Source organism: Candidatus Polarisedimenticolia bacterium (assembly GCA_035764505.1).
GTDB lineage: Bacteria > Acidobacteriota > Polarisedimenticolia > Gp22-AA2 > AA152 > AA152.
The window spans coordinates 1-12,964 of sequence record DASTZC010000176.1 but is presented as its reverse complement, the minus strand read 5'-3'; the positions used below and the strand labels follow the sequence as shown (position 1 = coordinate 12,964).

Annotated in this window: 14 protein-coding genes; 5 read left to right on the top strand and 9 right to left on the bottom strand. The window is 64.4% G+C overall.

Annotation, left to right across the window (positions count from 1 at the left end):
- From VFW45_11815 to modA, 8 genes are all read right to left on the bottom strand, one after another.
- The coding region (locus VFW45_11815; GenBank protein HEU5181473.1) for a hypothetical protein at nucleotides 1-2,793 on the bottom strand (2,793 nt) is incomplete at its 3' end.
- Nucleotides 2,794-2,906: 113 nt separating this feature from the next.
- Nucleotides 2,907-4,115 carry a PD-(D/E)XK nuclease family protein gene (locus tag VFW45_11810; protein HEU5181472.1) on the bottom strand — a complete coding sequence of 403 codons (1,209 nt, stop codon included), beginning with the start codon at nucleotides 4,113-4,115 and terminating at the stop codon, nucleotides 2,907-2,909.
- Nucleotides 4,116-4,198: 83 nt separating this feature from the next.
- Nucleotides 4,199-4,585, bottom strand: a complete 387-nt coding sequence (locus VFW45_11805; GenBank protein ID HEU5181471.1) for an ACT domain-containing protein — start codon at nucleotides 4,583-4,585, stop codon at nucleotides 4,199-4,201.
- 4 nt (nucleotides 4,586-4,589) lie between these two features.
- Entirely contained in the window at nucleotides 4,590-4,916 is a 327-nt protein-coding gene (locus tag VFW45_11800; protein ID HEU5181470.1) for a heavy metal-associated domain-containing protein, read from the bottom strand.
- A 98-nt stretch (nucleotides 4,917-5,014) separates the two neighbouring features.
- Complete coding sequence (locus VFW45_11795) at nucleotides 5,015-5,971, bottom strand: hypothetical protein (protein ID HEU5181469.1); 957 nt, start codon at nucleotides 5,969-5,971, stop codon at nucleotides 5,015-5,017.
- A 65-nt stretch (nucleotides 5,972-6,036) separates the two neighbouring features.
- Nucleotides 6,037-7,146: a molybdenum ABC transporter ATP-binding protein gene (gene modC, locus VFW45_11790; protein ID HEU5181468.1), complete on the bottom strand. Its 1,110-nt coding sequence runs from the start codon at nucleotides 7,144-7,146 to the stop codon at nucleotides 6,037-6,039.
- Entirely contained in the window at nucleotides 7,146-7,814 is a 669-nt protein-coding gene (modB, locus tag VFW45_11785; protein ID HEU5181467.1) for a molybdate ABC transporter permease subunit, read from the bottom strand. Before modB ends, modC begins: the two co-directional genes overlap by 1 nt.
- Nucleotides 7,811-8,650, bottom strand: a complete 840-nt coding sequence (gene modA / locus VFW45_11780) for a molybdate ABC transporter substrate-binding protein (protein HEU5181466.1) — start codon at nucleotides 8,648-8,650, stop codon at nucleotides 7,811-7,813. The genes modB and modA overlap by 4 nt, the downstream gene beginning before the upstream one ends.
- Before the next feature lie 100 nt (nucleotides 8,651-8,750).
- On the opposite strand from modA, the gene VFW45_11775 reads away from it, so the two are divergent.
- The 5 genes from VFW45_11775 to VFW45_11755 all read left to right on the top strand — a co-directional run bounded on the left by VFW45_11775 (nucleotide 8,751) and on the right by VFW45_11755 (nucleotide 12,186).
- A complete protein-coding gene (locus VFW45_11775; GenBank protein ID HEU5181465.1) occupies nucleotides 8,751-9,200 on the top strand; it encodes a LysR family transcriptional regulator in 450 nt (149 codons plus the stop codon).
- A gap of 177 nt (nucleotides 9,201-9,377) precedes the next feature.
- Nucleotides 9,378-9,716, top strand: a complete 339-nt coding sequence (locus VFW45_11770; protein ID HEU5181464.1) for a hypothetical protein — start codon at nucleotides 9,378-9,380, stop codon at nucleotides 9,714-9,716.
- Nucleotides 9,717-9,794: 78 nt separating this feature from the next.
- The gene (locus tag VFW45_11765) at nucleotides 9,795-10,589 is read left to right on the top strand and encodes a TIGR04283 family arsenosugar biosynthesis glycosyltransferase (protein HEU5181463.1); all 795 of its coding nucleotides are present in this window, start codon (nucleotides 9,795-9,797) and stop codon (nucleotides 10,587-10,589) included.
- Nucleotides 10,586-11,275 carry a TVP38/TMEM64 family protein gene (locus tag VFW45_11760; GenBank protein HEU5181462.1) on the top strand — a complete coding sequence of 230 codons (690 nt, stop codon included), beginning with the start codon at nucleotides 10,586-10,588 and terminating at the stop codon, nucleotides 11,273-11,275. Before VFW45_11765 ends, VFW45_11760 begins: the two co-directional genes overlap by 4 nt.
- A complete protein-coding gene (locus VFW45_11755; protein ID HEU5181461.1) occupies nucleotides 11,272-12,186 on the top strand; it encodes a DUF547 domain-containing protein in 915 nt (304 codons plus the stop codon). Before VFW45_11760 ends, VFW45_11755 begins: the two co-directional genes overlap by 4 nt.
- On the opposite strand, the gene VFW45_11750 is transcribed toward VFW45_11755, so the two are convergent.
- The coding region (locus tag VFW45_11750; protein ID HEU5181460.1) for a hypothetical protein at nucleotides 12,179-12,964 on the bottom strand (786 nt) is incomplete at its 5' end. The genes VFW45_11755 and VFW45_11750 overlap by 8 nt on opposite strands.

Sequence of the window (12,964 nt, the reverse complement as noted above, 5' to 3'; positions counted from 1 at the left end):
CGGCTCGTCCAGCAGCCGGCTCCAGGTCCAGGTGCACGTAGTGCAGCTACCGCTCGGGGAGCTGCACCCCGCAGCGGTTGCCTTGTAAAGGCCTCCCGGCGAAGTCAGGCTCCGGGTCGTTCCCACGTAGAGCTCGTTCGCTGGACCCACCTTCAACGAAGAGATCGTCGCGTCGCAGGGCGCATTCGCCAGACATACTCCCGATGAGTTGTGGGTGACGCGACACCAGGCGGGAGTTCCGCTGCCTGGATTGATTGCCAGGAAGAGACATGCACCACTATTGCAGGGAGCCTCCTTGTCGCAGGGAGGCGAGCAGAACAAGTCCTTCCTCAAGCCGACATAGAGACGGTTCTTGACGTCATCAACGGCGACCTGGGACGGAATGAAGATCGACGGAAGGACTCCCACCCCCGCCGCGCCAATATTCGTCCAACCTGAGTCTTTCCGGTAGACGCCGCGCGAGGACCCTTCCATCGCAGCATAAAGAGTCCCGTCCATCTGCCCGAGCCGCAGCGGGCCGCCTTCCGGCAATGCCCCGGGATCCACTCCAGGAATGCCGCCGACCCGTGTCGGATCCCACGTTCCCAATCCGGAATTGAAACTGACGGAAACGACCCCGCTTCCTTGGCCGCCCTCAACCGTTGCGTAGGCGTGGCCCTGATCTTCGACGACGATTGAGCTGACGGTTCCGCCATAGAGCCCTAGCGATCCCCATGTGAGCTGCTTTCGATCCCTTCCCTCCTGGCGATACGTCTCTCCGCTATCGTCGCTGATGAGCAGGAGGTTGTCCTGGTCCCCGTAGAACACCATCGAGCCTTCCGCCTTTACATCGTGAGTCACGACGTCGTTCGTGACTCCCCGCCCTTTCCAGAAGGTTCTTTGCGCGGACGGGTCCGCGTCATGCGTAATCTCTTCCCAGGTTGCGCTGCCGTGGGCTTTCTTGTAGCTCCAGAAGCCGGTGCTCATGAAGAGCGTGTCGTGGCCAACTGCGCCTTTGCCGGTCCCGATGCCGTAGATTCTGCCGTAGCCATAACCGAAGCCACAGCCGCCGTGGTCATTGGGATCCAGTGGGTCCGCCGGCTCGGTGTTGGCGCGCTTGTCGATCACGTTGTCGTGGTGAACAAAGCGGGTCTCATGGGTCCAACTGATCCCACCGTCAGCTGATTTCCATACGCCATCGACGGGATTGAAGTTCGACAGATCGGTGCCTACGTAGAGACTGAGTGAATTGTTGTTAGAAGGATCGTTTCCGAGAGCCAGAGCGCGATAGCCTGAATAGGTGAAACCCTGGAACGACTCGATGGTCGGTAGGCTGTTGCTGAGCCGAAGAGTGACGTTATTTGCCAAGGTCACACCCCGGGTGCGGTTAGTGTAGATCCAAATCCGAACCGACACCGCGTTGTCCGGAATGAGGACTTCAGTCTCGTACCTGCGCCAGTCGAAAACGAGGTCTCCGGCAGCCCACAGATTCGTGTAGGTGTAAGGATAAACACATCTGCTTTCAGCAACCCCTTGCGTACCCGCGATATCAGAAAAGTAGAAGATTCTGCCGAAAAACGATGTGGGGTAAGCATCCGGAGCCGAGGAGAACTCGAGTTGGTTGGCTTTTCCGAAAGCCGACACTCGATATCTGGCGCCCGGTGTCACGGAGATCGCGTCCGTCTGAACCCCGACGACGGGCTGATCGACATTGTCGGTTTCGATTTTCAGGTCCCACGAATCGGGTCCGCCTTGGTGGGCAACCCTGGATACATTGCCGCTACTGTTTGCGAGGTAGTTCCAGCCGGAGGGCGGAGTTCCGCCGATCTCGAAGCCACCGTTCGGCAGGATGTCGGAGCCGTCGATTCCGTTTGCAGGCTCGAATCCCGTTGTCCCCCAGTCAATGCTCCTATAAACTCCGCCCTGCCAGGAATCGGGGCTGCGGTAACCGTCCACGAATACTCCCGCCTGGTAGAGGCGGTCGTCGATCTCCGTCAACATCGAGATGTACACCGTGCCGGTCGATGGGTCATAGGCGAGCTGACCGCAGTTCTGATGGGGCAGCCCCGTTCCCGACAATAGGCTCCATGTCTGTCCGCCGTTCAAGCTGCGATACAGCCCCTGGTTCGTCGACACCAGGATCTTCGTCGCGTCCCACGCCGGCCCGGGCGTTGGGTCGATGAGAATCGATCGCACGTTCGGATTGCTCCCGTTGGCGATCGAACAGTCGTTTCCCGCCAGAGAAACGGGGGATCCAAAGGTTGCACCGTAGTCCCCGCTGATGAAAATGCATCCCAGGACCGGACCAGGCTCGAATCCCCAGGCGTTTCCGGGGCCGAAAATGCTTCCCGACCCGGCGTAGACGTGCTCGGTATGATTCGGGTTGACGGCGACAACGGCCGCCCCTCCGTAAACGTTGAGAGACTGGGTCCAGCTGGCTCCTCCGTCGGTGCTCTTGAGCACACCGCTCAGAGTTCCCGCATAGACCCGATCCGTGACCTCGGGATCGTAGGCGAAACTTTCGACGAAATAGTGGCCTCTGTGTCCATAGGGATCGGTGATGGCCCCCACGTTCTTATTCTCCCACGTACCCCCGCCGTCCTCGGTTCGATAGATTCCCCCCGTGTCCGAGCCCATAAGGACCTTGTCCGGATGCTTCGGGTCCACGGCCACTCCCAGGTTGCTTCCTCCGCCTCCAGGCCCCTTCCCTTCCCAGGAAATGTCCCCGTCATTCGCGATGACTAGGCTCAGGATCCCCATGGCGAGCAGGCACAACACCCCAACTCCGGCCCACGATCGGCGAGTACGCTTCATCGGAGTCTCCTTTCGACACCTGTGGTGTCAATGACCTCCCTCTCTTCTCGGTCACCTGGAACACAAGTCCGCTGGTTTTTTGGGTTGGTTCTGGCGCGGGCGCTACGCGGCGGCTAGTCGAACAGCCTCAACTGCTGGCTGCCCTTGGAAACGAGGCGGAGGCGGTGGGATTTCTCGACCTGGGTGAACTTCTCGAGGGCGGCTTTGAGATAGCGGTCGGTCTCGGGATCCTGGAGCGTCCGCACCAGGGCGGCGGTGTCCAGGCCGACGAACCGGTCCAGAACGCCCATCTCGCGTAGAACCATCTCCAGCCCTTTCCATCCCGTCTCCCCGGGGTCCGGGAAGCGCACCGTCTCCTGCGCGCTTCTCCGGATCTCGTGCTTCGAGCCCGCGAGGACCGTGGCTTTCTCCTTGTCCATGAGCGCGAGGATCGCCTCGCGCACCTTGGCCAGATCGTTGTCGACCCCAAGTTTGCGTGATTCGAGGTCCGCCAGCCGATCCACCAGCTGCACGCCGGTGTCGTTGGCGAACTCGTTCTCCTCCATCGGCGCCACCTTCAGGCGATGCTTCCAGAGGGGGCACATCTCCTGATACTCGCACCAGCGGCACAGCGCACTCTCGGTGGGCGGGAACTCTTTCGTCGACTCGACCCGCTGGATCAGCTCCATCGTCTTGGCCTTCAGGGCTTCCAGCGCCTCGGGATTGCGCGAGGAGCGCAGCTCCTGGTTGAAGGCCAGGTAGTGCCAGATGAGCCGCACCTCTTTGGCGTCGGGGAACTTGGCCTGGATTCCGAGCTGATAGAGCGGCAGCTGGCGGTCGTTCTCGAGATCCTGCGCCCAAGGGAGCGAGCTGCTGGTCTTGTAGTCGTGGACCTCGAAGATGCCGGGAGCGACCCGGACGATCCGGTCCACGAAGCCTTCCATCCGGTACTTCCCTTCGGCATCCAGCGGAATCCCGAGCTTCTCCTCCAGCCCGAGCGTCACGCCGTCCTTGAACGGATGGTAGGTCCTGTAGAACTCGGTGATGCAGCGCTCGCCCACCTTGCGGTAGTGGTCAGGGGTGTATTCGGTCTTGACGATGCGGATTTTCGGGTTGTACTGCGCCTCCCAGTTCCGGTGATACAGCCCGGTCATCTCCTCCAGCTCCGTGACCTTCTCCATCATGAGGTCCTTGAACAGCTTCTCCAGGGCCTCGTGCACCCGGTTCCCCATGAACGCCTCGATCCCCTGGACGTCCTTGCGGATCCGGTCGATGTAGCGGTACTTGTACTGGAGCTTGCACTTCTCGTACGAGGACAGGCGGGAGTGCGAATAGGTCGGCATCGGGTCTCCGCGGCGCAGACGGAGAATAGCCGAGGCGGGCTCTTTCCCGCAAGAGGATCAATCCAACGATTTGGAGGAAAGGGTCAGCTGCGCGGCTCGAGATGAACGGTGTGGCCGTCCTCGCGCAGCGCCAGAGTCGCCTTCTTGGCGTCGGCGTGGCGGACCAGGAGGTAGTCGGTGTCGAAGGTGGAGATGGCGAAGACGCTGACGCCGCAGCGGGCGAGCGGGGCGACGAGCGATGACAGGACGCCAATCGTCGTGAAGGGAATCGGTCCTTTCAGCCGGTAGGCGCGCCAGTCGCGCTCGGCAGGGATCTGCACGGGGACGCTGACGTCGTCACAGACGATGCTGAGCTCCTCCGGCGTCCGCGTAAGCGAAAAAAAGGGGCCCTTGCGGGCCCATTCGGGTATCTCGGATTCGGGATCCAGCCGGCAGACCGCCAGGGGCTGCCGGAGGAGCGTCAACTCCATGGCTTCAGGCTCCTGCCTTGTCGTCCTTCTGGAGGGAGCACTTGTAGCCGGCCTTCTCCACGGCCTTCACCAGCGCCTCGGGTGTGGTCTTTCCCTTCTCGTAGATCACGGCCGCCTCGTTCTTCTCCAGGTTGACCTCGGCGCTCTTCACCCCGGGGGTCTTCTCGAGGGCGGCCTTGACTCCCTTGGCGCACCCATCGCAGGTCATGCCGCGCACCGACAGCTTCACGTTCAGATCGGCCGTCGCCTCCTCGCCCGCCAGCAGCGGCGCCGCCGTCGCCAGAAGCAGGCCCAACATCACCGCGCAGGCACTCATTTTCCTCAGTCTCATCTCTCTTCCTCCTTGAATAGGAGCCGCTATTATTGCAGCAAAACCCGCATGATTCCCCGATGGCTACAACTTTTTACATCCGTCCAAGCCGTCCTGGGTTACTTCCCTCCCGTCGAGGACGGTCCGGAGGATTCTCCCACGCGCGTGTAGCTCAGGTCGTATTCCGTCGTCCAGGTTTTGCCGCCGTCCGTCGATTGCTCCGAAAACTGGCGGACCTTACCGGGACCGAGGTTCGTAAAGCTCAAACGCCGCTGCAGCACCTTGCCGTCCCGGCCGCGCGTCTCGGCGCGGAAGCGCATGACACCGTCCTTGTAGGTCCCGTCGACGAACTCGGTGACGTCGCCCTGATCGTCCACCCAGGTCTGCTGCCAGGAGCCCTTGTATTGATTGTACAGATTGATGCTCTTGCCGCTGCTCCCGCGATGCCCCGTCCAGTTCTCCAGCAGGACGCACTCGCCCAGGATGAGCTGGATCTCGTTGGTGCCGGCAAGCTGCCCCTGCGGGGTGCGCACCTCCCACTTGCCCACCCAGAAATCGAACTGCCGGGCCTCGGGGAGCGCGGCGCAGGGACGCGACGCGGCATCGATCTTGGTCATCGCCGCGTCGAAGCGCGGGGTTCCCTTGAGCGCGGCGAGGTCGGCATCGCCGGTGATCACCGCCGGCTGCGAAAAGCCCGCCCCGGCCGCGCCTTCGACCCACTTCAGGGCATCCTCGCGGCGCCCCAGCTTCGCATAGCAGGCGGCCAGATTGACCATGACGTTGGGATTGTGCCCGATCGCCTCCGCCTTGAGGTATGCCTCGATGGCCGGCTCAGGGTGCTGCTGCGATTGCCGGGCCAGACCGAGGCGGAACCAGGCCCTGCCGTTGGCCGGCTCGGCGGCCGTCATTTTCTCACAGGCCTTTTCCACCCTGGCCCAGTCGCCCGCTCCGAAGCAGTCGGCCGCCGCGGCGCCCGCCGGCGCTGGAGCGGTTGAAGCTGCTGCGAAGAGCGGCGTCGGCAGAACCACCATCAGGAGCGCGAGTGACTTCGAGAGCGCACAATTCTTCCAGTTCATGGGGGGATTGCTCCAGGGGGGATGGGAGGATGCGTGGAGTCGGAAGAGAGGATAGCACAACGGCTTCAGCCGGTGGAGAGCACCCGACAGGACTGCGCCTTGAACACCAGGTGCACCGCCATCCCCGGAGCCAGCGCGAGCCGCGCCCTGGCCTGTTTCGTGATGCTGGCCACCATCGCCTGCCCGGCGGAGCCCATCGCCACCACCACCAGGACCGGATGGTCTCCGTCGCCGCCTACCCCCTTCTCGCGGATTTCTTTGATTCTGCCGGGAATGATGTTCTGTGCGGAGATTTGGTCGGGACGGCCCAGCGACAACAGGACCTCGTCGGCCCTGAGCGAGACGAGCGCCTTGCCGCCGCGCGGCAGATCCACCCGTGGGGCCAGGACGCTGATTCCGGGCTCCAGCTCCAGGAGAAGCCCTGCCTCCCTCGCCTCGGCTACGGAGCCCTGCAGCACATTCTCGAATCCATCCTCCTGGAACATAGGGAGCATCGCCGTGTCCAGGAAGACCGACTCCGGCGGCCCCGCGGCGAGGACCCGCCCCCGATCCAAGACCAGGACCTCGCGCGCCAGGACCTTCATCTCGGTGACGTCGTGGGAAACGGTGATGGTGGGAAGTCCGAACTGCGCTTGGACCCTCAGCAGGAAAGGCAGGATGCGCCGCCGCAGCGGCAGATCGAGCGAGGCGAGCGGCTCGTCGAGCAACAGCAGCTCCGCGCCCGACAGAATCGCCCTTCCGAGGGCGACTCGCTGTCTCTCGCCTCCGGAAAGATCCCCAACCGGAGTGGCCTGGCATTCCGCCAGCTCCAGGACCTCCACGACGCGATCGAGGCTCGGAGCGGCGTTGCGGCCGCGTCCGGCACGCGAGCTCCCGGCCAGCAGGTTTCGCGTCACGCTCCAATGCGGGAAGAGCAAGGTATCTTGCGGCACGTAGCCGACGCCGCGCTGCCGCGAGGGCAGGTCGATGCCGTGCTCCGTGTCGAGCCAGGTTTCGCCGTGGACGCAAATCGATCCGACGGCGCGGCGCAGCCCCGCAATCGATTCGAGCAGCGTCGTCTTCCCGGCGCCCGAATGGCCGAAAACCCCCAGCAAAGGCTGGCACGTCTCCCAGCGGACCTGCAGGGTGAAGCGTCCCTGGCTGGCGCCAACGTTCAGCTGGAGATGCGTTGCCATCAGCGAGTCGCGCTCCGGCGCAGGAGAATCTCGACGCACCAGACCGACGCGAAGGCGAGCGCGGCGGTGATGCCGACTAGCAATCGCGCTTCCTCATCCCGGCCGATCTGGATGTCGTTGAAGATCGCCAGGGCGAGGGTCTGGGTCTTCCCCGGAATGTTCCCGGCGACTATCACCGTCGCGCCGAACTCCCCCAGCGCGCGGCTGAATCCAAGCACCATCGCGGCCACCAGCCCGCGCTTCGCCAGAGGGAGGGTGATCTTCCGGAACACCTCTAACGGAGACATGCCGAGTGTTCTTCCCATACCTTCCAGGCGCGGGTCGACTCCCTCGAAGGCGACCCGGGCGGTGCGCACCACGAGAGGCAGCGCCATGATGGCCGAGGCAGCGACCGCTCCCTTCCAGGTGAAGAGGAGGTCGAGATCCCAGCGGAGCCGGTTCACTCCGAGAAGGCCGTTGCGCGCGAGAAGCGAAAGGAGGAGGTAGCCGACGGCTGTAGGCGGGAGGACCAGGGGAAGGTAGGTGAGCGTCTCGATCAGACTCCTCCCCCAGAACCGGCGGCGCGCGAACAGCAGTCCCAGCAGGACGCCGGGGACCAGAATGAGGAGGGTGGCGCCGAGAGCCACCTTCAGCGAGATGGCCAGCGCCGTCCAGGGCGAAGCGCTCACGGAGCCGGGCTCAACCAGATGAAGCCGCGGGTCTCGAAAACCATCTTGCCTACCGGTCCGTCCAGGCAAGCCAGGACCTTGCGTGAGATGGCGACATTGGGCCGCCCCTTCAGGATGGCGATCGGATAGGAGATGGAAGGCCCCTCTCCGCGCGGCACTTCATGGACGACGTTCACCTTCTTCGTGATGAAGGCATCAGTGCGATAGACGATCCCCAGCTCGACAGCTCCCGATTCGACCGCGGCCAGTGCCGCACGCACGTCGACGCCCGGCACGACCTTGTCCTTGACCTCTTCCCAAACACCCAGCTTCTCCAGCCAGGCGCGGGCGTACTTGCCTGCCGGCACGGCCTCGGGGTTGGCGAGAGAGAGATGTTTGGCGCTCAGCAGGAGGTCCTTCACGTTGCCGACCTCCGGCGCCGCGGCATCGGCAGGCGCGATCACGACGAGCTGATTGCCCACCATCGAGCGACGCGATCCCGGCTCCAGCAGCTTGGCGCTGTCGAGCCGGTCCATGAGCGCCTCGTCGGCGGAGATGAACATGTCGGCTTTGCCGGCGGCTTCGATCTGCCGCGCCAGATCGCTCGAAGACCCCAGGTTGAGCACCAGGATCGCACCGGCCTCCCGGCCGCACGCCTTCGCCAGGTCCGCCAGCACCTCGCGCAGACTCGCGGCAGCATAAAGAGTGATTTCGGGCTTCGCCACCGGGAGCGCTTCGGCAGCCTCACACGGCCCGCCCACGACCAGGGCAAGAAGCAAGGCCAGGGCAGCGACAGGAACCTTTGGCAGCAGATCTCGGAAGATCTCCTGCGCCGCACGTGTCGAGTCTTTGACCATGGGATCTCCAGCGGAGCTACGGCAAGCCGGGTCCTCTCGCGGGCATTCCGTATCGTACCGTCCTGATCTACACTGCTCAGGACCTGACGGAGAGAGCCCAATGTATACCAACAAATACAATGGCCCCGCAAGCGCGCGGCGCGGCCGGTCGCGGGCCTGGGCGGCGCGCCCCCGCTGGCGACTCAACCGGGGCGAGGAAATCGCGCTGGGCCCCGGCAAGGCCGACCTCCTGGAGGCGGTGGAGCGGGTCGGGGCGATCTCCCTTGCCGCCCGGGAGCTGGGAATGTCGTACCGCCGGGCCTGGCTGCTGGTGGAGACGATGAACCGCTGCTTCGCCCGTCCGCTCGTGTCGACCGAGACTTGGCGCGGCAGCGGCTCGGCGCTTACCCCCGAAGGACGCCGCGTCCTCTCGCTCTACCGCGAGCTGGAGACCCGCAGCCTGACCGCCGCAGCCCCTTGCCTGGCGCAGCTGAAAGCGCTTCTGACCGGCTCCCGCCAACCCCAGCGCGCCAAGGCGCGCAGCCGCAAGCGTCCGTCCCGGAAACGCTGATTGGGCTCCGGAGCCGACGAGGCCGACCCCCCTCGCCCCCGCCTGTGAAATAAGATGATAATGACCATGGCGGCGGAGTTGCACGCGCTTGCAGGCGACGGCGTGCGGCACGTTCCTGCTCGTTAAAGCCGTCGGCTATTGCACGCCGCGCCTGAACCGCGATGTTAGGCGGACTCCATGCCACCACCAGCATCACCAGGAGAAATCGAGCTGTACGCGAGCTTCAGAAAGCACCTCGGGCCGCGTTTCGAGGCGGCTGGCCTGCGCGTCCAGTTTCACTACAATCAGGCGCCAGGAATTCACTTCCGGGTCCCAATTGCCGCTGAGTATCGGGATTCGATTCTGCGCGGGATTCAAGATGGTATGGCGGCCCGCTTTCCCCTGTTTCCTTCCTCGGGCAGCATCTGGATTACTGAAGTTACAGTCTATGACGTTGATTCTAGTCAGCGGGCCTTCTATAGAGTTGCGCGTTCGATCATTGAGCAAGCATATGCGCTTGCCATACCAACGATGTGACTCCATTGACTTCAAGCTAACGGAGTTCGGCGCATCCCAAGGCGCCGGCTCTGCCTGGGAATCACCCGGGGTGACCCTGTGACGACCGATCCTTCGCAGGTTGCACGCACCGCGGAGTCCCGCGCCGGCAGCGAATCGGCGCCGGCTGCAACCGTCTCGATCATCATCCCCACGGTCAACGAAGCGGAGCTTGTCGCCGACCAGATCGGGCGCTGTCTGGCTCTCACGCCAACGCCGGAGGTCATCGTCGCCGATGCCGGCAGCCAGGACGGCACCCCGAATCTGGCCGAAGCCGCCGGAGCCCGGCTGGTCGCCTGCCCGCAGCGCGGCCGGGCGCTGCAGATGAATGCCGGCGCGGCCGCCGCGCAGGGATCGGTGCTGCTGTTCCTGCACGCTGACGTGATGCTGCCCCAGATGGCTTTCTCTGCCATGCAGACGGCCTTGAGCGATACCGCCATCGTAGGAGGCGCCTTTCGCCGCCGCTTCGACGATCCTTCCCGACTGCTCGCCTTCGGTTGCCGCCTCGCCGACTGGCGCGGCAAGGTCTTCGGATTGTTCTTCGGCGATCAGTCGATCTTCGTGCGGCGCGAGACCTTCCGTCGTATCGGCGGGTTCCCGGAGATTCTCCTGTTCGAGGATTTAGCCCTCTCGAGGCTTCTGGGGCGCGCCGGCCGGACCTGTCTCGTTCGCGAGACCATCATTGCCTCGGGGCGCCGGTTCCGGAGCGAGGGAAGCTTGCGCCGCCTCGCGCGCAATGGCTGCCTGACCTGCCTCTACGTCGTGGGAGTCGACCCCAGGCGCCTGGCGCATCGCTACTATCCGCAATACTTTTCGCTTCCCCAGAGCGCCGAGAAGCTCGGGAGGAGGTCTTGAAGTCCTGGAAGATGAAAGCGCTGCTGGTGGCGGCGCTCGTCGTGGCGGCAATCGTTCTGCTGCGGGTGCTGCAGTTCCAAGGTACCCTGGAGCGCTCGGTGCGGTGGGCCTCCGGGACCGGGACGCCCGGTCTGGTGATCTTCTCCTTCATCTATATGGGAGCGGCGGTGCTCTTCTTGCCGGGCTCCGTCCTGACCTTGCTGGCGGGGGCGCTGTTCGGTCTGAAGCGTGGCACCTTGGCGGTTTCGGCGGGGGCGACTCTCGGCGCCGCGGCATCCTTCCTGATTGCGCGCTATCTGGCAAGGGATCGCGTGGCGCGCTGGGCGGCGGAGAACCCGCGCTTCGCATCGCTCGACGCGGCCGTAGGCAAGGAGGGATGGAAGATCGTCTTCCTGACGCGGCTCAGCCCGATCTTTCCCTATAACCTGCTCAACTATCTCTTCGGACTGACCAAGGTCGGCTTCTGGCCGTACCTGTTGGCCAGCTGGGTCGGCATGCTCCCGGGAACCATTCTCTACGTCTATCTCGGATTCGCGGGACGGGCGGTGGCCGCGAACGCCAGCGGGCCCGAGGTCGGCAATCTCTGGGAAGGGGTTTTCTGGGGAGTCGGCCTGGCGGCGACGGCGTTGCTGACCTTCTATGTCGCGCGGCTGGCGCGCCGGGCGTTGCGCGAGCAGACCCGATGAGGGGCGGCAAGGCCGGGACTCTCACCCGGCAAGCCGGCTCCTGCACCCTCCTTTCCATCGCCTTGATGCTTTCGAGTCTGGCCGGGTCGTGCGCTCCGAAGGCGGTGGCGATTCAGGGCGAAGCCTCGGAGACGATCCGGCGAGGCATCGCCTCCGGCCAGGGCTCCTTCGATCACGCCGCATTCAGCCGGGTTCTTTCGCGCCATTCGCGCGACATGGGCCGCCGCTTCGATTACGACGGATTGAAGGCCCGCCCCGAGGATCTCGAGACCTACCTGAAATCGATCGCCGGCGCCGACCTCGCCGCGCTGTCGCGCGACGAGCTGCTGGCGCTGCTGATCAACGCCTACAACGCCTTCACCATCGATTCGATCCTGGGGACCTACAAAGGCAGCCCGGCGCTCCCGGTGGCCAGCATCCGCGACATTCCCGATGTCTTCTCGCGCAAGGCGCACATCGTCGGCGGCTACAAGCTCAGCCTCGACAACCTGGAGCATGGCCTCATCCGCCCGCTGTTCAAGGACCCGAGAGCCCATTTCGTCGTCAACTGCGCCTCGGTGAGCTGCGCCCCCTTGCCACCCGAGGCGCTCACCGGCACCCGGCTCCAAACGCAGCTCGAAGCAGCCGCGCGCGGGACGCTCTCCTCCCCCGATTACCTGCGCGTCGAGAACGGCAGGCTGCGGGTCACGAAGCTCCTGGACTGGTACGGCAGTGATTTCGTGAGCGAGGGATTTCGCGGCGCGGAGAAGAACCTGCCGCGATATCTGCGAAAGTACGCCACCGAAGAGGTCGTCCGCTTCATCGACTCGGCCGGCGGCAATCCTCCCTACGATTTCATGGACTACGACTGGACCTTGAACCGCGCCGCCACGCTTCGCCTGGCGGAGCCGGGGATTCCGAGATCTAATTGACGCCCCGCTCGGCCAGGAGAGCACGCGCCGCGGCGAGCGCTTCATCCAGCTCGCGCACCCTGCCGTCGAGCTGCTGCTCGTAGATTGCCCGCGTGATCTCCCCGATCAAAGGGCCCGGCAAGAGTCCCATCTCCAGAAGATGCCGTCCCAGCAGGATGGGTGGAGGCGGCACCCTTTCGACCCCGAGGGAGCGCGCCTGCCCGATGAACCACTCCTGCGCCTCGGTGGAGAAGCTGCCGGTGCGGCCGAGGCAGTCGGCGCGCGACACGCGGTAGAGGAGCTCCGGCTCCAGCTTGCGCGCCAGGCGCCGGAAGGCGCCTTCCCCCACGTGTTCCCGGTTCTTGAAGAAATGTGACGGGGTAAGATGGTGCGACACCAGCGCCAGCACCTGGCCCCGGACGTCGTAGCCGTTGAAGGTATGGATCTTCAGCCGATCGAGCAGCGCCAGAGTCGGCGCCACCCCCGCCGATTCATGCTCGTACGAGCGGATGCGGCCCTCCACCAGCGACGTGGTCGATGGTTTGCCCAGATCGTGGCACAGCAGCGCCAGCATCACCGTCAGGCGCCGGTCCCGATCCAGCCCCGTGCTTTCCTCGACTCCTCGATCCAGGCAAAGGAGGGTATGCGTCCAGACATCTCCCTCCGGATGCCATTCCGGATCCTGAGGGCACTCTTCCAGGGTCGCCAGCTCGGGGAACAGCTTGCGCACCACCTCCAGACGCCGGGCCCACTCCCAGCCCAGCGAAGGACGCTTTGCCTTCATCAGGAGCTTCTCGAT